At 42.3% G+C, this 19,073-nt stretch carries 16 protein-coding genes; 1 reads left to right on the top strand and 15 read right to left on the bottom strand.

The genetic code is table 11. From position 1 onward, the window contains the following. Positions 1-36 precede the first annotated feature (36 nt). From BV60_RS0107865 to BV60_RS0107810, 12 genes are all read right to left on the bottom strand, one after another. Positions 37-957 carry a polyprenyl synthetase family protein gene (locus BV60_RS0107865; protein ID WP_029320706.1) on the bottom strand — a complete coding sequence of 307 codons (921 nt, stop codon included), beginning with the start codon at positions 955-957 and terminating at the stop codon, positions 37-39. Then, a complete protein-coding gene (xseB, locus tag BV60_RS0107860; protein ID WP_029320704.1) occupies positions 957-1,199 on the bottom strand; it encodes an exodeoxyribonuclease VII small subunit in 243 nt (80 codons plus the stop codon). Before xseB ends, BV60_RS0107865 begins: the two co-directional genes overlap by 1 nt. Beyond that, positions 1,192-2,403: an exodeoxyribonuclease VII large subunit gene (gene xseA / locus BV60_RS0107855; protein ID WP_029320703.1), complete on the bottom strand. Its 1,212-nt coding sequence runs from the start codon at positions 2,401-2,403 to the stop codon at positions 1,192-1,194. The genes xseB and xseA overlap by 8 nt, the downstream gene beginning before the upstream one ends. Beyond that, on the bottom strand, positions 2,396-2,794 hold the full coding sequence (nusB, locus tag BV60_RS0107850; RefSeq protein WP_029320701.1) for a transcription antitermination factor NusB: 399 nt from the start codon (positions 2,792-2,794) through the stop codon (positions 2,396-2,398). The genes xseA and nusB overlap by 8 nt, the downstream gene beginning before the upstream one ends. Positions 2,795-2,812: 18 nt before the next feature. Next, positions 2,813-3,187, bottom strand: a complete 375-nt coding sequence (locus BV60_RS0107845) for an Asp23/Gls24 family envelope stress response protein (protein ID WP_029320700.1) — start codon at positions 3,185-3,187, stop codon at positions 2,813-2,815. Between the two features lie 108 nt (positions 3,188-3,295). Beyond that, a complete protein-coding gene (locus BV60_RS0107840; protein WP_029320699.1) occupies positions 3,296-4,483 on the bottom strand; it encodes a mechanosensitive ion channel in 1,188 nt (395 codons plus the stop codon). A 128-nt stretch (positions 4,484-4,611) separates the two neighbouring features. Then, positions 4,612-6,303, bottom strand: a complete 1,692-nt coding sequence (locus tag BV60_RS21815) for a transglutaminase domain-containing protein (protein ID WP_197029541.1) — start codon at positions 6,301-6,303, stop codon at positions 4,612-4,614. 70 nt (positions 6,304-6,373) lie between these two features. After that, positions 6,374-7,975 (bottom strand): peptide chain release factor 3, encoded by a 1,602-nt coding sequence (locus tag BV60_RS0107830; RefSeq protein ID WP_029320697.1) that lies wholly within the window; start codon positions 7,973-7,975, stop codon positions 6,374-6,376. A 210-nt stretch (positions 7,976-8,185) separates the two neighbouring features. Then, positions 8,186-9,013, bottom strand: a complete 828-nt coding sequence (locus BV60_RS0107825) for an energy-coupling factor transporter transmembrane component T family protein (RefSeq protein WP_029320696.1) — start codon at positions 9,011-9,013, stop codon at positions 8,186-8,188. Continuing rightward, positions 9,006-10,730, bottom strand: coding sequence for an ABC transporter ATP-binding protein (locus BV60_RS0107820; protein WP_029320695.1), 1,725 nt, complete (start codon positions 10,728-10,730; stop codon positions 9,006-9,008). The genes BV60_RS0107825 and BV60_RS0107820 overlap by 8 nt, the downstream gene beginning before the upstream one ends. Before the next feature lie 4 nt (positions 10,731-10,734). After that, the gene (locus BV60_RS0107815; RefSeq protein ID WP_029320694.1) at positions 10,735-11,286 is read right to left on the bottom strand and encodes an ECF-type riboflavin transporter substrate-binding protein; all 552 of its coding nucleotides are present in this window, start codon (positions 11,284-11,286) and stop codon (positions 10,735-10,737) included. 16 nt (positions 11,287-11,302) lie between these two features. Continuing rightward, positions 11,303-12,454 carry a phosphopentomutase gene (locus tag BV60_RS0107810; RefSeq protein WP_029320693.1) on the bottom strand — a complete coding sequence of 384 codons (1,152 nt, stop codon included), beginning with the start codon at positions 12,452-12,454 and terminating at the stop codon, positions 11,303-11,305. A 504-nt stretch (positions 12,455-12,958) separates the two neighbouring features. Between BV60_RS0107810 and BV60_RS0107805 the strand changes: the two genes are divergently transcribed. Continuing rightward, positions 12,959-15,640, top strand: coding sequence for a hypothetical protein (locus BV60_RS0107805; RefSeq protein WP_029320692.1), 2,682 nt, complete (start codon positions 12,959-12,961; stop codon positions 15,638-15,640). Positions 15,641-15,922: 282 nt separating this feature from the next. On the opposite strand, the gene BV60_RS0107800 is transcribed toward BV60_RS0107805, so the two are convergent. The 3 genes from BV60_RS0107800 to rpsO all read right to left on the bottom strand — a co-directional run bounded on the left by BV60_RS0107800 (position 15,923) and on the right by rpsO (position 18,973). Then, positions 15,923-16,267 carry a PBECR4 domain-containing protein gene (locus BV60_RS0107800; RefSeq protein ID WP_051656582.1) on the bottom strand — a complete coding sequence of 115 codons (345 nt, stop codon included), beginning with the start codon at positions 16,265-16,267 and terminating at the stop codon, positions 15,923-15,925. Between the two features lie 209 nt (positions 16,268-16,476). Next, positions 16,477-18,564 (bottom strand): polyribonucleotide nucleotidyltransferase, encoded by a 2,088-nt coding sequence (locus BV60_RS0107795; RefSeq protein ID WP_029320690.1) that lies wholly within the window; start codon positions 18,562-18,564, stop codon positions 16,477-16,479. A 142-nt stretch (positions 18,565-18,706) separates the two neighbouring features. Beyond that, positions 18,707-18,973: a 30S ribosomal protein S15 gene (gene rpsO, locus BV60_RS0107790; protein ID WP_029320689.1), complete on the bottom strand. Its 267-nt coding sequence runs from the start codon at positions 18,971-18,973 to the stop codon at positions 18,707-18,709. Between the last annotated feature and the right edge of the window lie 100 nt (positions 18,974-19,073).

Here is a 19,073-nt window from a genome sequence, read left to right as displayed (position 1 = left end):
TAGCTGAAAAGTATTTTCGTACCCTTGGAACAGCACTTACTTATTACGTGTTATCATCCACTTCACAAGTGGAATAAGGAATGTATCTGCTCCTTCAAATTCAGACAATATTCCGATTGCTTCATCGGAAAGTCTCTCTACTTCCCTCTTTGATTCTTCAATACCATGAAGAGTCACATAGGTAGTCTTCTCATTTTTCTCATCAGAGCCCACAGGCTTTCCCAGTTCTGCCTCGTCGCCTGTTACATCAAGGACATCGTCCTGTATCTGAAAAGCTACGCCGATTTTGCGGGCAGCCTGTTCAATCTCTTTAAGCGTCGCACTATCCGCACCTGCAAGAAGAGCGCCTATCATCATACTGCTCTCAAGAAGTGCTGCGGTCTTGTTTTCATGGATAAAAATGAGTTCATCCTCTGTCGCACAGGCTTTACCTTCAGCCTCAATGTCAGCGCACTGTCCGCCTATCATTCCGTAAATACCGGCTTTCGTTGCAAGAATCTTAAGTGCAACAGCCCTTCTGTCGCTGAATTCTCCGTCATACAAAGGTAATTCTTCCTTACAGTTAAATACCTTTATTGCCGTCTCAAACGCATAGTTTAAAAGGCCGTCACCTGCAATGGTTGCCATACCCGGTCCGTAAACAACATGAGTTGTTTTTCTGCCTCTTCTGTACTCATCATTATCAAGTGCAGGAAGATCATCATGAACAAGTGAGTAGGTATGTATCATCTCCATGGCAGCCATGAACGGTGCAATGATCTCCTCTGATTTTCCTGAAAAGATTCTGAACATCTCCATCATGAGGACAGGTCTTATTCTCTTTCCACCTGCAAGAACACTATAGTTCATAGCCTCAATTACCGTCTTCTGATAACCTTCCTCTAAAGGCAAAAAGCTTTTTACGATTTTCTCAGCCTCAGCAGCTTTTTCATCAAGTAATCTGTCAAAATCAGACATTATTCAAAATCCTCCGTACGGCCGTCCGCCATTACTTTCTGAACCTTTTTCTCAACCTTGTCAATTGAGTCATTGCAATATTTTAAAAGGTCCATTCCTTCCTTAAAGAGTTTAAAAGAATCCTCAAGTGATATATCGCTTTGTTCAAGTGCCTTGATCGTGGCATCAACCTTATCAAAGGCTTCTTCTACAGGAATATCCTTTTTCTGTTCGTTATCCATATCTTCAGCTTTTTTAGCCATAGGTTCGTTCCTTTGCAGCTATTACTTCAGTTTTAATAGTTCCGTCAATTACATTTATCTCTAGCACATCTCCGGCTTTTACGCCTTCGATAGACCTGATATTTCTGCCGTCCTCATCACAGACATATGAAAAACCGGACTGCAGCTTATCAAGAGGACTAAGTGCCTTAAGCCGCTCTATATTAACATCAAGAAGATGCCTCTTATCACGTATCATATCCGTCATAAGTCTGATAAGGCGTTCCTCACCCTGAGCAGCTCTCATTCTCTGATCCCGTATTCTTGCCTCGGGTGAAAGATGCTCCAGCAGCCTTCTGTCACTTGCAGCCTTATCCCGTAAGATACGAATTTTATCATTCATCCTGCGGGTCAGAATATCCCTGTAGGCTTCCAAATCGTGAAGCAGAAGGTCAAGTTCATATACCGCAAGTTCAGCAGCAGCTGAAGGTGTAGGTGCCCTAAGGTCCGAGACAAAATCCGCTATCGTCCAGTCAGTCTCATGACCGACCGCTGAAATAACAGGTATAGGGCAGTTAAAGATTGCCTCAGCAACCACCTCTTCATTAAAAGCCCACAAATCCTCAATGGATCCGCCACCTCGCCCCACGATGATGACGTCCACATCCATTTTTGTAAGTGTTTCTATTCCTCTGACAATGCTCTCTTTTGCCTGGTCTCCCTGGACAATTGCCGGGTACAGATAAATCTGTACATAGGGATTTCTTCTCTGAGAAATATTGATTATATCCCTCACGGCAGCTCCTGTGGGAGCAGTAACAACTCCCAGAGTCTTTATATATTTGGGAATAGCCTGTTTGTACTCTGCAGCAAACATTCCCCTCTCAGACAGTTCTTTTTTAAGTGCAGCAAAACGCTCAAATAAAGCACCTTCTCCATCTAATTGAATTTTCTTAGCATAGAGCTGGTACTTACCATCACGTTCAAAAACATCTATAGTTCCGGTCACCTTGACCTGCTGGCCTTCCTTCATCTCAAAATGCAGACCCTCAGCCCTGCTTCCGCGGAACATCACACATGAAATCGCTCCGGACGCATCCTTAAGCGTAAAGTAGATGTGACCGGAGGAATGATATTTACAGTTACTGACCTCTCCCTTCACAGTTAGCGATGAGAGCAGAAAGTCCTGCCTGAACATATTTTTAATGTAATTATTTATCTGCTCAACAGTATATTCGTTACGCAAACTTTGCAAGCACTCCGTTTACAAAGGAGGAAGCTCCATCCTGTCCGAACTTCTTAGACAGCTCAACCGCCTCGTTAATTGCAACTCCGGTAGGAATTGAATCGTCAAACTTTATCTCATAAACAGCAAGTCTCAGGATAGCAAGTTCAACCTTACCGATTCTGCCTGTGTCCCATCCGGTTGTCACTTCATTTATAAGCTTGTCAATCTCAGGAAGTTTCTCAGCTATGCTCTCATAACGCTCCTTAACATAGCTCACATCCTTCTCACTCATATTCAGGTCATTAGTTTCAATGAACAGGTCTTCCTGTTCTCTCATTTCCTCAGGCGTATTAAATTCAACACGAAAAAGAAGCTGAAAAACCTGTTCTCTTAATTCTGATCTTTTCATAATATCTCTGTCATCCTCTTATTCCGGCATAGTAATTCCGGCAATGCGGACATTAACGTCAGTTACTTCAAGTCCTGTCATACTCTCAATCGAGTTCTTAACCTTATCCTGTACCTTCTTGCTGGTTGCGGGAATGTTATAGCTGTAATCCATAAGTATGGACATATCCACGCGAACCTTACCATTGTTCAGGAAAATTTTGGAGCTCTTCTGAAGGTTCATAGGTCCAACCTTCTCAATAGTCTCACTTGTATAATTACCTGCCATTGCGCTTACGCCATCAATCTCAAGCGCTGCAAGTGCAGCAATCTTTGCAACTACGTCGTCAGCAATTTTAACAGATCCAATACCCTTTGCTTTTGTAAGTGTATTATTCTGTACTTCTTTTTCCATAGCAATCACGTTCCTTTCATACTGAAATCCTTATAATTATACAAGATAGAAAAGCGGAGGGCAACTTTTTATGTCTGCCCTCCGTCATATCTGTCAGTTAAATTTTCATTATTCTTTCTTACTGTTATCTTCAATGTACTTATCAAGTTTATCAAGCTGTCTTGCAGCAAAATTCCTGCCGCCAAAACCAAAGGATATGGCAAATGCTATTGCAAGCGAAGCTACAATGATTATGAATGCTGAATTCACTATTACGGTTGCTATGCCAAGCTGGTTTAAGACCATGAACACACCGATCACAAAGATAACCGCTTTTGAGATCATTGCATATCCGTCCATGCCATTTTTCTTAAGAGCTTTCTCTGCAAGAATACCCGCAAAATATGCAAGAGTAAGAACTATAATAGCAGCAAGCACCTTTGGCATATAGCTGATAACAGCAGCGCCTATATCTGTCAGGAGCTTTAAGTCAACAACCGCAAAGCCCTGCACAATAAAGATGATATTGATAACCACCTGCACTATTTTGCCTGTAACCTTAGACAAAACAAATTTTTCTGTCTTCCCGTCCGTCACATCTGTGAGCTTTTTATCCACGCCCGTTGAAGCAAGGAGCTGTGAAATTATATTTCCCGAGAATTTACCGATAAGATATCCCACAAATACAACCATGCAGGCTACAACAACACGAGGAATATAGTTTACTACAATTGTGAGCATGTTCACAGCCGGCTCAGTTATGGCTTCAATCTTGAGAGTGTTGAGCGCAACTATGAAAACAGGAATCATTATAAGAACATACACGATATAAGCAAGTGTGTATGAAAGTCTTGCTGTATCCTTAACCTCGATGCCTGCCTTAGTCTGAAGCTCATCAACCTTAAGCTTTGCAAACAGTGGTTCAAGAAGGCCTCTGACTGCACTTGCTATCAGATTACCAACAAAAAGAACGATAACCGCTGCCACAACGTTAGGAGCGTATCCCCAGATCGTATTAAGCAGTCCCATTATGGGAGAAGAAATACTGTCAATCCCCAGTGCTCCGAAAATTGCCGGAATAAAAAGCATAAACACAAGAACATAGACAAGCTTGCTTATGTAGGTTATTGTCACACCGGGTCTTTGTCCGTCAGCTCTCGATACGATGAAGCCAAGCTTCGTATGTGTCATGAGCTTGATTATAAGTGATTTGGCAATCGATGCGACGATATACGCAATGAGAAGGATGACAAGCGCCACCATTACTTTCCCCAGGCCCCCAAATATGCCCGTCATAAAATTTGAAAAATCTAACATACCATTTCCTCCACTCTAAACGTATTTTTGTATCCGACTAGCCGGATATCCGTTTCTGCAAGATTATTTTATCACTGGAAATGGTATTATTCAACGAAATACCGTTTGTTTTAACGAAGCATAATTCATCAATATAGCCAAATTACGAGTATGTATTGCGTCTCAAAGCTTGAATATGAAACAGTATTATTTGAGCCTTCCATTAATCTGAAAACTGTTTTATCCGTAAAAAGAGTTTTCTTAAATTCATCATAGATGTTTTTGGTGCTGCACTTGATTGTCACATTATTACTGCCTATGGCATAGCTTCTCTTAAAGAGGTTTTCGAGTGCATTCATGTCAACCTCTGTGAAATACTCGCCCTCTCTGACATAATAATTGTTTTTCATTGAAGTGCACTCCGGAACCGGAAGAGTCTCGGCTATAACGTGAGTCTTCTCAATATCCTGAGTTGTGCAGCAAAGATATGTATAATTTATCAGAGGCAGCTTTTGGGAATTGTCATCTCCCGCTTCAAGCTTCTGGTATGAAGAATCTCCCCATGTCGTATCAACATAAGTGTACTCGCCATCCACAAGAACCAGATTCCAGGCGTGCCCTATCCCATTCACTTTTCCTGTGACAAGTGTTGTAGGTACCCCGAGTTTATTAAGCAAATACTGTGTTGCCTTGGCATAACCCTGACACACGGATCTGCCGTATAAAAATACCGAGCAGATATTCTGATTGTCCGGAGCCTTGGCATCGTACTCCGTATTAGTGATCAGATAATCATAAACATACTTTACTTTTGTATAGTCATCAGCATCTGAAGGTACTTCCGAAAGACATGTATTTACATAATCATTGATCCTGTTTAATCTGTCTGCGATCTCCTCATCGCTGTAGATATAGTTTCCCGTAAAAGATATCTTTTTCAGAACTCCCGCCACCGTATATCTGGTGTAGGTATATCCATCCATGTAAAAAAGCTCAGGGTGATCTGCAAGCACAAACTGACAGACCACATCAAGTACCTCTTCGTCAAGAGTTGATACTACCACATCCTCAGCACGCTTCTGAATTATTCTCAAAAGCTCCACATACAGAGTCTGTCCTTCTTTCGTAAGATGCTCAAAGGCATAATTACCTGCCTGCGTTTTTTTGAGTTCTTCAATATCCACAGAAGAAAGACCAAGGGATGCTCTCTGTGCTTCCTGATAGGTATCACTAAAGTAGGTGGTAGCATCCTTCCCGGATTTCTTATCGGTCTCCTCAACATTTTTTCTTCTGCCGGTGCGGCCTGTCTCTATCTCAATCTGAGTGATAAGGTCATCGATGGCTTTGTTTACTTTGTCAGGATCAAAAACGGAAGAAGCTGTGTTTGATGCCATGGTAGATTCGCCGGCAGAATCGGAGTTATTGCCTACGGCATTACTGCCCTGAACATTGCTTCCTACATTATCAGTATCGCTGCTATTCTTTCGGCCGTTAGAATCATTTCTCTCTAAGTTTTCATTCGCAGCATCAATTCCGACATCCGATTCATCTTCATCCGCAGCATTGGTACTGTCATCCGATTCATTTTTATTTGCGGCATGAGCACTACTGCCCTGCTCGAATTCTTCTCTGCTCATGGAAAATGCATCCGTGTCGAAGCCGCCTTCCTCAAGGTTAAGGTTTTCCTCATCCTGAGCGCTTTCCACAGCTTCAGTTTCATCATCAGAATCTTTATCTGCTCCAAAACTCAGAGAGTCTGCGCTATTTAGCGGATTATTTTCCTGTATGAATTCCTTCACATTTGCAGTCGTATCGCCACAACCTGCGATCATCGTCCCCATGCATAAAAATGCAAAAAAGACAGATGTCTTCCTTATTAAGTTTTTAAAACATCTGTCTTTTTTCATAACTTTAGTTCTTCCTGAATTCACTAAGTGAAAGTCCCTTGTTTCTGTCTATAACCATCTGAGGGCTCCACTCGTTGATAAAGATAAGAAGCGGTCTTCCATTCATATCCTTAATCTTCTTCATATCTGAAGTTCCAACAAGTGAGTTCATATCAACATCCTCATTATCAACCCATCGGATATACTCATATGGTAACATATCCAGAATAATTTCGACATTATATTCACTCTGAAGTCTGAATTTAAGCACATCAAACTGGAGGACACCGACAACGCCTACGATGATTTCCTCCATACCCATATTAAATTCCTGGAAAATCTGAATTGCACCTTCCTGTGCTATCTGCTCGATACCTTTGACGAACTGCTTACGTTTCATGGTATCTACCTGTCGTACTCTTGCAAAGTGTTCGGGAGCAAATGTAGGAATACCTTCATAGGTTACCGAATCCTTAGGCATGCAGACGGTATCACCTATTGAAAAAATACCCGGATCGAACACTCCCATTATATCACCTGCATAGGCCTCACTTAAGATTTTCCTCTCATCTGCCATAAGCTGCTGAGGCTGTGATAATCTGAAAACCTTGCCGGACTGGATATGTTTAACTTCCTTATCGGCATCATAGCGTCCCGAGCAGATTCTCATGAAGGCAACTCTGTCTCTGTGAGCCTTGTTCATGTTGGCCTGAATCTTAAATACAAAGGCTGTGAATTCATGCTCCAAGGGATCAATGACCTCGCCATCTGATGCTGTTCTTCCGCTTGGCGGAGTAGCCATCTGAAGGAAATTATGCAGGAAAAGTTCAACTCCGAAATTCTGAAGTGCTGAACCGAAAAATACCGGTGTAAGCTTTCCGGCACGAACCTCGTCAAGGTCAAATTCTGCACCTGCTCCGTCCATAAGCTCGATCTCGCCCTCAAGATTTTCAAGAGCCTCTTCGCCAATGGTAGCGATAAGCTGATCTCTGTCATCCATAGGAATTATGGTCTCAGTACCTTCCTTGGTTCCCTTCATGGTATCCTGGAAAGTCACAACGTGTTTCTCACTTCTATCATAGATTCCCTTGAAATTCTTACCTGATCCGATAGGAAGATTCATAGGGCACGTAGCTATTCCAAGATGATCCTCAATATCATCAAGCAGCTCATATGTATCCATGGCATCTCTGTCAAGCTTGTTTATAAATGTAAAAATCGGAATATGCCTCATCGTGCAGACCTTAAAAAGCTTCTTGGTCTGAGGCTCAACGCCCTTACTGGCATCAATGACCATGACCGCTGAATCCGCAGCCATAAGTGTTCTGTATGTATCCTCTGAGAAATCCTGGTGTCCGGGTGTATCAAGAATATTGATACAGCAATCCTCAAAGTTAAACTGAAGTACAGAAGATGTAACCGAAATACCTCTCTGCTTCTCTATCTCCATCCAGTCTGATACGGCATGTCTTGCTGTCGCCTTACCCTTAACGGAACCCGCAAGGTTGATCGCTCCACCATAGAGAAGGAACTTCTCCGTAAGTGTTGTCTTACCTGCATCGGGGTGGGAAATAATTGCAAATGTTCGTCTCTTATTTATCTCTTCTGTAATCTGGTTGTTACTCATCTTAAAACCTTTCAAATAATCCTAACAATTACTATACTGCTCTACGCAACAAGCTCAACTAGGCTCGACAAAACCTCGCCAAGTTGACTTGCATGGTTCGCACTAAGTTCGTGAAAGACCTCACTAAGTGCTCTACACAAAGCGCACCCAACCTATTTTAATGAAGGGTGCGCGTAAAGTCAATTACTGACTTAATCTATTTATATTTTCTCACCTGAACGGATTGTAGAATCTGCTTCCATTAATATGCGTAAGCGTAAGTGATGTCGCAAAGAGAAGCGCACATACAAGGATGCAGAGATAGTCGGCCCATCTGAATTTTTTCTCCATATACCAGGTTCGCTTTTTATTCTTTCCAAAGCAGCGAAGCTCCATAGCATTTGCGATAACTTCTATTCTATCCATACTGCTGAGCACCAGCGGGATCAGGATTGCTGAAGCAGCCTTAAGCCTATTTATAAGCGATGCCTTTTTACTAAGTTCTATTCCCCTGGCCTGTGATGCCTGGCTGATCTCGTGATACTGCTTTTGTATATCTGGTATGTAGCGAAGCGCCAGCGCCACAGAATAGGCTACTGAATACGGGACCCCTATCTTATTAAGTGATGCGGCAAATTCACTGGGATTCGTGGTGCAGACAAACAAAAGCACAAACGGAATCGTCGCAAAGTACTTCAGAATATAATTAAGCTGAAAAAAAAGCTGCTCTGCAGTGGGGGCAAAATATCCCGAAAGCCCAAAGAGGAATGTCGTACTTCCGTAAACTCCGCAGCCATGACGCGGCGAAAACAAATACACAAGCACTGTATTCAGCACAAGAAAAACCAAAGTAAATACCAGCATAAAGGTTACATCCTTCAGCTTTATCCTGCCTATAGGAAAAAGTGCGATCCCAAGTACTGACAAAACAGCAAGAAGCCTTGTATCATAGGTCGTCATCGCAGCAAGGCTCCACAAAAGAAGGCATACCAGCTTGGTCGCACCTGTAAGCTCATGAATCGGAGACTGTCTGTCTATATAATTAAAAAGATTATTCATCGCATAATCCTCTCATATTTTCCCGCTCATAATCGATAAAGTCCTGAACAAAGCCGGCACCATCCTCAATACCGCACATTTTTGCCAGATTATAAAGACTTGTCTCTTTGAGACTTGCCCTGTCGACAATTTCTGAATCCGTCAAAATCTCTGCGCAGGTCTTATCCGCTATGATCTCACCACCGGAAAAGACAATACCTCTGTCCGCATACTCCAGCATAAGATGCATATCGTGAGTTATCATGATTATCGTAATTCCCTGCTCGTTCAGCTGTCTCAAAAACTCCATTATCTTAGTGTAATGCCTGTAATCCTGTCCCGCAGTGGGCTCATCCAGGATAAGAACCTTTGGCTCAAGTACAAGAATCGAGCATATGGTAACTCTCTTCTTCTGCCCATAGGAAAGCGCTGATATAGGCCAGTTTCGCATCGTATAGAGCCCGCAGATCTTGAGCGCCTTTATAACCTTTTCCTGAACCTCTTCCTCGGGAACTCCCCGAAGTCTTAGCCCCATAGCGACTTCATCCATTATCATGACCTTGGAGATCATCTGGTTCGGATTTTGCATCACATAGCCCACATAAGCCGCTCTCTCCTTGATTGACAGCATGGAAAAATCGCTGCCTTCAAAAAATATCTGCCCTTCATCTTCCCTCTCCATACCGCAGATTACCTTGGAAAAAGTGGACTTCCCGGCTCCGTTGGTTCCGACGATCGCCACCATTTCTCCCTGGGATATCGCGGTAGTGATGTTATTAAGAGCTCGCTTTTTCATCTTCTCATAAGTAAAGGAAAGATTCTTTGTCACAAGAAGTTCTTTCTTTGCAGAAGCTTTTTTCTCTTTGTGAACATCCTTCATAAACTTCTTTAACTGCTCTTTGTTATCTTCTGAAAGGAGCAACGTATTAATAGAAGATGGACGCATGTTTTTCTCAATACTTACTCCTGCATATTTAAGAGCTGTGAGATACAGCGGCTCTCTTACTCCGCATTCGGCAAGCAGCCCTTTTGAAAGGAGCTCATCAGGACTTTCATCCGCAACAATATGGCCTTCCTGCATCAAAACAATTCTATCTACATGCCTGTGCAGAACATCCTCAAGTCGATGCTCAATTATAACAACAGCAGCACCTGTCTTCTTTTGAAGTTCATCTATAAGCTCTATCGCCTGCTTTCCGGTCTTGGGATCAAGATTAGCAAGAGGCTCATCAAATAAAAAGAGATCCACGTCACTTGCCAGAACACCTCCCACAGAGACTCTCTGCTTTTGTCCGCCGGAAAGTTCAGCAGGCGCATGGAGCAGAAAATCCTTAAGGTCCAGCATTGTAGCTACTTCATCCACTCTCTTTTTCATATCGGGAAGAAGCACACAATCATTCTCCAATGCAAAAGCAAGATCTTCCGCAACTGTCATCCCTACAAACTGGGCATCACTGTCCTGAAGAACAGTTCCGACGATATGTGATATATCAAAGATTGACATTTCCTTTGAATCTTTACCTTTTATTAATAGATAGCCAGTAATATCACCCTTATAGGAAAATGGAATAAGTCCGTTTATAAGACTCCCCAAAGTGGACTTGCCACAGCCGGACGGGCCTGCGATAAGAAGTTTTTCACCCTTTTTGATTTTCAGGTCAATATTAAAGAGCGTAGGCTTAGCCTGCGCCCTATATTTAAATCCAAGATTCTTAAATTCCAGTATATTTTCACTCATATGATCAGTTTTCTTGTGTAAGACTGCCCTTCTTAGGGATTGCCTTGGAATAAGCTATACAAAGAATAGTTCCAACAACAGCAGTTGTAATGATGTTGATGATCGCGCCGGTAACGCCCTGAAGAAATACCTTGTTAGCAGGTTCCTGGAACATAAGGATGTCCAGAACAGGTGCAACAACTATCCATGAAATAGCATGTGCAATGGCCTGACCAATGTTAAAAGTGATAATGCCCCTTGTACCGAACTCGCCTTCATCTATCCTTAGTTTCATGGTCACAATTCCCATGAGGCAGCCAAATACTGCTGAAGCTATAACCCAGCTCCACCACACTCCCCAGCCATAGCTGAAGTCAATAAAGAAGTGTCCGATCAGGCCTGCAAGAGCTCCCGGAATAGGTCCGAAAACAGCTGCGATAAATGCAAGCAGACCATACTGGATTGAAATGTTAGTGTTCGGCACAGGACTCGGGATTGCAACGAATCTGCCAAGTACAAAGAAAAGTGCCGCACCGATACCAATAGCTACAATTGATTTTACCCCTAGTTTTTTCATCCTTTTCCTCCTTTTTTTATAGCATTGACGTTCCTTCAAACTCCGGTTTGATTCCAAAGTAGTCGAGAACAGTGGCTCCGATATCAGCGAAAGTGCTCCTTGTTCCGAGGTTCTTCGGTGTAACATTCTTACCATACATAATGAAAGGAATGTACTCTCTCGTATGGTCCGTGGTTTTAAGATATGCAGGATCGCAGCCGTGATCAGCGGTCATCATAATGATGTCATCATCACGCATCTTAGCGACCATCTCGGGAAGCTTGCTGTCAAAGTAATTAAGTGCCTTAGCATAGCCATCGATATCTCTTCTGTGTCCGTAAAGCATATCGAAATCTACCAGATTCACGAAGCAGAGTCCGTCAAAATCTCTGTCCATGTACGCAAGTGTCTTCTCAATTCCATCGGCATTGCTCTCGGAGAAAACAAACTCCGTAAGGCCTTTACCTTCAAAGATATCCCTTATCTTACCAACTCCGAGAACATCCTTACCTGCTGCCTTTAGCTGATCAAGCATGGTTGTCTTCGGAGGCTCAAGTGAATAATCATGTCTGTGAGGAGTTCTCGTATAATTGCCACTTGTACCAACGAAAGGTCTAGCAATTACACGGCCAACACCAAGGTCTCCCTGAAGCATCTCTCTTGCAATATGGCAATACTCATAGAGAGTTTCAAGAGGAACTATATCCTCATGTGCCGCAATCTGGAACACACTGTCTGCGGATGTATAGACGATAAGATCTCCTGTCTTAACATGCTCATCGCCGTAATCATTTATAACCTGAGTTCCTGAATAAGGCTTATTACATATCACACCTCTTCCGACACGCTTACTGAACGCATCAAGAAACTCCTGCGGAAATCCGTCAGGGAATTTCGGCATTGGCTTAGGTGATATCACGCCTGCAATCTCCCAGTGTCCTGTAGTAGTGTCCTTATCCTTACTTGCCTCCTGGCATCTGGCATATGCACCTGTCGGATTATCGACTGACGGCCTGCAGTCAACGCCATCAATGTTGAACAGTCCCATTGCTCCCATGTTAGGCATGCTGAAATACTCACTGGTAGCGCATGACCTTATTGTATTTACATCAAAATCTCCGTACTCTGCAGCATCAGGCTCTTCTCCGACGCCAAAACTATCAAGTACTATAAGAAAAATTCTTCCCATATATGTATCCTCCGGAAAAAAATTATAAATAGTAAGGGAATTCCCCTACCCTATTAGTTTATCATGAAAAAGTATCCGTTGCGACGAGTTCCTGTAAAAAAGAACTGGGAAATTGATTAAATCAAAAACTACTCTTCTATTTTTCCAAGGTATCTTATTATCCCTTCATCCTAGGTAAAGCTTCTATCATAATTATAGTTTGTTTATCTACGATATTAAATACATTGCAGCGTCTTTATTTTGAATGTTTTTTCGTTAAGCATTTCGTCAATTTCGCGCAACCCGTTCTACGTCTAGGTTTCCGTTTTTCTTCCTCTCATACAATTGCAGTTAAACGTTTATGAATGAGATTCTAAACCTTCCTCAAATCTAGCAAAATCCGTTAGTGTCGGGTTTTGCTTGTTAAAAGAATTTAACAAAATTTAGTTAATGGGTAAGACCAGGCATTAACGAAATGTTAATTCCGAACTAAACTAAAATTTCTTTATGAAAGGGGAACAATTTATGAAGAAAAACAAAAAGATCTGGGCTTATGCTCTTGCTGGAGCATTAGCTATAAGTAATCTTAGCGTAGTAGCAACTCCGTTTGCAAGTATTGTTGCACAGGCAGGTACGTCTCTTACGGCTAATACAACATACAGTACTGATGTGCAGAAAATTCAGGTTGGTGTACCGACTACCGTGACTGCGACTACTAATGACACTCTTGGCGCGGGCGATAAGATACAGATTGTGCTCGGTGATGCGAGTGGTATATTTGGTATAACCTCGAATAGTGAAGTTTCTACAGGTCCAGCTACTGCTACCTTCACAACCACTTCTACGGCAAAAGTAGGCGATAAAGCTAAGATTAAGCTTGCTGCAACTGTAGCCGCGTCTTCTACTACTAAGGAATTAGCTCCGGCAACAGCAGATTCAGATGACACTCTTGTTGTTATCGCACCTAACACGACCAGTATATCAAAGGGTGCTACGAACACGGTTGTGCTCGGCTCAGAAACTGATATAGAGGTAGAAGGTGCGTGCAGCAGCGTGACTGCGGCTCCACTTACAGATGCTCAGCTTGCAGCAATTAAGAGCGGAATAAAAATCACTGGAACATTGGCCGATTCTATTACCTTGACTGATATTTCTGCACTAAGCGGAACCGGAAATAATGGTAAATTTACTGCTACATTCACTGTAAATGCGACTGATGATAAACGAACATCCTCCGATTCTGCCACAATCACTTTTTCTGACGAGAGTAATTCAGGAAGCAATACTGCATCTGTGTCATTATCAGGTGAATCTTCAGCTACAAAAGCATCAAAAATTGCATTCTATACAAAAGATGATAACGGGAAACTTATAGTAGCTAATAATGTAACTAAAAGAACTGCTGGTGCTAACATTGAACTGAATGTAGGCGTTATGTCAGGTAGTAAGGTGGTTCCCTTCAAACAAGGTGCGACACCTAAGACAATTAACAAAGATACTACTGATGTTACAACTGCTGATCCAGCTGGGACTACTGCTATAACATACGTGGTAGCTGACACTTCGGTTGCAACATTAACAACTTCAGGTGCTGAACATGATACTCCTACTCTTACACCAAAAAAGGCTGGAAAGACAAAAGTTACCGCTAAATATACAATTAAAGATGCAATAGATAATAAGGTTTACACTTCTACAGCAGATATAGATGTTGAGATTATTGCATTACCAGCTGCTACTACGGGCGTTGTTATATACGAGAAGGGAACAGGTTCTGCAGCTATAACCAAAAAGATTACAGCTGGAGCATTCGATAACAAAGATACAACAGCATATAATCTTGTCGCAGAGGCATCCAATACTACTATTACACCTGGCCAAAATTTCGCATGGGTTTCAGCTAATCCTGACGTAATTGCACTTTCTGATGATACAGGTGTTGCAACAACTGTAACTGCTAAAGGTAATTCCAGTTCAGGAATTAATGTATATGCATTCCATACAGATACAGAAGCATGGATTAAATATGCAAATAGCAAGAAAGACGCTGCTGCTCTTGCAACTCTTCTTTCATCTACCACCGACGGAACAGATAGAGAAACTGTTAGTTTCACATCAACTGGTTACACCGATAAGATTGCACTTTCAAAAGAAAGTGTTGATGTCGTTGTTGACAAATCTGAGGAAGTAACTGCTTCAACAAATAATACAAGTCTTTCAGCTGGTGCTACAGCAAGTGAGACAAAGGTAGTTTATTCAGCAACTTCTGCAGATAAAACAATCGCTACAGCAGAGGTCGATACTGCAACAGGTAAGATTACCATCAAAGGCGTAAAAGCTGGTTCTACTACTATTGATGTGAAGGGCGAGTACAAAGTAAGGAATTCAACTACTAATAAACTTGAATCCGCTGAAGTTACTGGAACAATTAACGTAAAAGTTATTGATCCTAACGCAGCCGACAAAGCTAAAGCAGACGCTATCGACGCAGCTGATAAGGCAGCTGACGCAGCTGTAGCTGATCCTACAGCAGATAAGATTAAGGCAGCTAATGATGCGGTTGTTGCAGCAAAGGCTCTTGGTGCAACTGATGACGAACTTAAGTCTGTAACAGAAAAGGTTGCTAAGGCTGAGGCAGCTAAGGAAGCAGCTGAAAAGAAGGCAGCCGATGAAGCAGCTAAGAAGGCAGCTGACGAGAAGGCAGCCGCTGAAGAAGCAGCTAAGAAGTCCGACGGTTCTACTGCTGGCACACCCGCTCCTATTAACTCTAACCTTAAGGATGCTAACGGCACAGAGACTGGCTTCGTAGTAACTAATGCTACTGCTGGTGCTGCAGAAGTTAAGCTTACAGCAGCTGCTGTTACAAAGGGCGCTTCAAGCTACACAATCCCTGCAACTGTTAAGGATGCTTCCGGTAACGATTACAAGGTAACTTCTATCGATGCTAACGCATTCGCTGGATCAGACGTTAAGACAGTTACTATCGGCGCTAACGTTAAGTCTATCGATCCTGCAGCATTTGCAAGCAGCAGTGTTAAGAAGATCAACATCAAGGGTGCTAAGCTCACTCAGAAGATGGCTAACTCTCTTAACAAGGCTAAGAAGGGAACAAAGGTTAAGGTTACAGGCAAGAATAAGAAAGCCAACATCAAGAAGATCAAGAAGACAAAGGCTTACAAGAAGGACAGAATTAAGCTCGCTAAGTAATTTTAACTGTTTGGAAGGTTAACAAAAAGTAATAAGCAAAATTTAGGTATTTAATTTGTCATTTCAAAATTTTAGTTCGGAATGCCTAATTTAAAGAAGGCGGGACTCGCATAAACGGGTCTCGCCTTTCTTTGTGGGTGTTATTATTCTTGAAAAAAATCCGAAATCAGTTGATTCGAAAGCAATGCCTTAATATTATTATCAACATATGAATAATCTACATTGCTTTTATATACAAGAGTATCAAATTTCGAAGCTTCTTTAGCTCTTTTTAAAATGGCATCAACAGGGAATTATCTCAACCATATTAGGCAAAACACGTATTTTCTCTCTTACAGTACCTTTTAATGCATTTTTGCCAACACCTCTTTTGACGAAATCAAAGTCGTTTTCAGAAAGTGTCCTATTTAAACATTTCTTAAAAAATGTATCAGGTGGCATAGAAGTATTAACACCTACAAGATGCAAATAATTACCATCTAATGCTTTTGTTATATAATATCCAGAATCACTAAAAGCCTTTGATATGATGCAATATTCATAATTGATAAAATTATCATTAAATTTGGGAGCATTTTCTATTGCGCAGTTTTTTACTCGTTCTTTAAATGAAATTTGTACTTCCATAATATTTCTCCACAATAAAAGGGACGAGTAAAATAAATTATTCGTCCCTTAACATTCAAAGGAGCGGATTATGGTCGCCGCCCCGACCTCTCGGATAGGTTTATAGTCTCTAGCCCGACTTCTTGAACAGGTTTATAGTCTCTGGTCCGATATTCAAGAAAATATATAATTATCTGAATGTTTTGACAAGCATGCCCCTCTTTTTTGGATTATTTCTGAGCTACATCCTTCATGGAGAAGCTGATTCTGCCCATTCTGTCCTTACCAAGGCAAACAACCTTAACTTCATCGCCAAGTGTAAGTACATCTTCAACATGATCGATACGCTCGTTAGCGATCTTGCTGATGTGAACCATACCCTCTTTTCCGGGAGCGAATTCAACAAATGCGCCAAATTCCTTGATGCTGACAACAGTTCCTGTAAAGATCTGGCCCTTTTCAAACTCTGTTGTGATGATGTTGATCATATCGATCGCCTTCTGCATCATATCCTTATCTTCACCGCAGATGCTTACTTTTCCGTCATCGGTAATGTCAATCTTAACATTTGTGCGGGCTATGATCTCATTGATTGTCTTACCTCTCTGCCCTACTACATCACCAATCTTCTCAGGATCGATCTCAATAGAGATAATCTTAGGTGCGTACTGGCTTACTTCCTTACGAGGCTCGGCAATTGCCTTGCTCATGCACTCATCCATAATGAAGAGACGAGCTGCGCGGCACTGTGAAATAGCCTGCTCTACGATGGGCTTTGTAAGACCATGGATCTTGATATCCATCTGGATAGCTGTGATACCTTCCTTAGTACCTGTTACCTTAAAGTCCATATCTCCGAAGAAGTCCTCAAGACCCTGGATATCTGTAAGTACTACGAAATCGTCATCTGTATCGCCTGTTACAAGACCGCAGCTGATACCTGCAACCATCTTCTTAATAGGAACACCTGCTGCCATAAGTGACATACATGATGCGCAGGTAGATGCCATTGAAGTTGAACCGTTACTCTCAAAAGTCTCTGATACGCAGCGAATAGCGTAAGGGAACTCTTCCTCTGAAGGAAGTACAGGGAGAAGTGCTCTCTCTGCAAGTGCGCCGTGACCGATCTCACGACGTCCGGGACCTCTTGAAACCTTGGTCTCACCTACTGAATATGCAGGGAAGTTATACTGGTGAATATATCTCTTACCTGTTACGTAAGGATCAAGTCCCTCAACCTTCTGCATCTCTGAAAGAGGAGCAAGGGTTGTAACATCACAGATCTGAGTCTGTCCACGAGTGAACATAGCACTTCCGTGAACACGGGGAATAAGATCGATCTCAGCTGAAAGAGGACGGATCTGATCAAGTGCTCTTCCATCAGGACGCTTGTGGTCCTTAAGGATCATCTTACGTACTGTCTTCTTCTCATACTGATAAATAGCTTCACCGAGAATGGAAAGCCATTCTTCGTTATCTGCAAATTTCTCTTCGAGACGTGCAGTGATGTCAGCAATATTAGCTTCTCTCTTCTGTTTCTCATCTGTAAATACAGCATTCTCCATCTCTTCCTGAGGAACAACTTCCTTGATGGCATCAAAGAGTTCCTGAGGAACTGCACAGCTGTCATAAGAATGCTTCGGCTTACCAACCTCTGCAACAATGCCCTTGATGAACTCAATGAGCTTAAGGTTCACATCATGAGCAAGGTAGATAGCTTCCTTCATCTTATCTTCAGGAACCTCGTTACAGCCTGCCTCGATCATGATTACCTTCTGACCTACAGATGCAACTGTAAGACGCATATCGCCATTATCCCACTGTTCCTGTGAAGGGTTGATAACGAACTCGCCATCGATAAGACCAACCTGTGTCATAGCACAAGGGCCGTCGAAAGGAATATCTGAAACAGATACGGATACGGAAGCACCGAGCATAGCAACAAGCTCAGGGCGGCACTGTGTATCTACAGACATTACCATAGTTTCGATTGTAACGTCATTACGATAATCCTTAGGGAACAGAGGACGCATAGGTCTGTCTATAACACGGCTTGTGAGAATAGCATTCTCAGAAGGCTTACCCTCTCTCTTATTAAATCCACCGGGGAACTTACCGATAGAATAGAATTTCTCGCTGTACTCTACGCTGAGCGGGAAGAAATCAATTCCGTCCCTGGGCTTATCGGAAGCTGTTGCTGTACAAAGAACGGTAGTATCACCATACTTCATAAAGGCACATCCGTTAGCCTGTTTACCTACTTTGCCGATCTCAACTGTAAGTGTACGTCCGGCAAGTTCTGTTGAAAATGTTTTCATATTTCGTCTCCTTCTCGCGCCATCCGCGGGCGCATTTTCCTATTTGGCTTTGGCCAAAACAAAGAAATTTCGTAAAATAAAACAAGGCGGAATAAGCCGACTATTTCTAATCGGCATCCCCGCCCTATTCTCCCATTGGAAATTACTTTCTGAGTCCAAGATCAGCAATAAGCTTACGATACTTCTCAAGGTCCTTTTTCTTAAGGTATGCAAGAAGAGCACGTCTTCTACCTACCATCTTAAGAAGACCTCTTCTGGAGTGGTGATCCTTCGGATGTGTGTTGAGGTGCTCGTTGAGCTCCTTGATACGAGTTGTAAGGATAGCTACCTGAACCTCCGGTGAACCTGTATCGCCGGCGCTTCTAGCGTACTGATTGATGACTTCTGTTTTCTTTTCCTTTGTTATCATGTTTCGTCTCCTTTTATTTTCAATTTGCCGTATACCAGGAAGTGGCTGGAGTACCATCATCCGAGTATCGGTAATAACGTAACCGTTTCTCATGTGAGAA

It is taken from the genome of Butyrivibrio sp. AE3004, assembly GCF_000703165.1.
Taxonomy (GTDB): Bacteria; Bacillota; Clostridia; order Lachnospirales; family Lachnospiraceae; genus Butyrivibrio.
The sequence above is the reverse complement of the archived record's forward strand: the minus strand, read 5'-3'. Positions and strand labels throughout refer to the sequence as shown.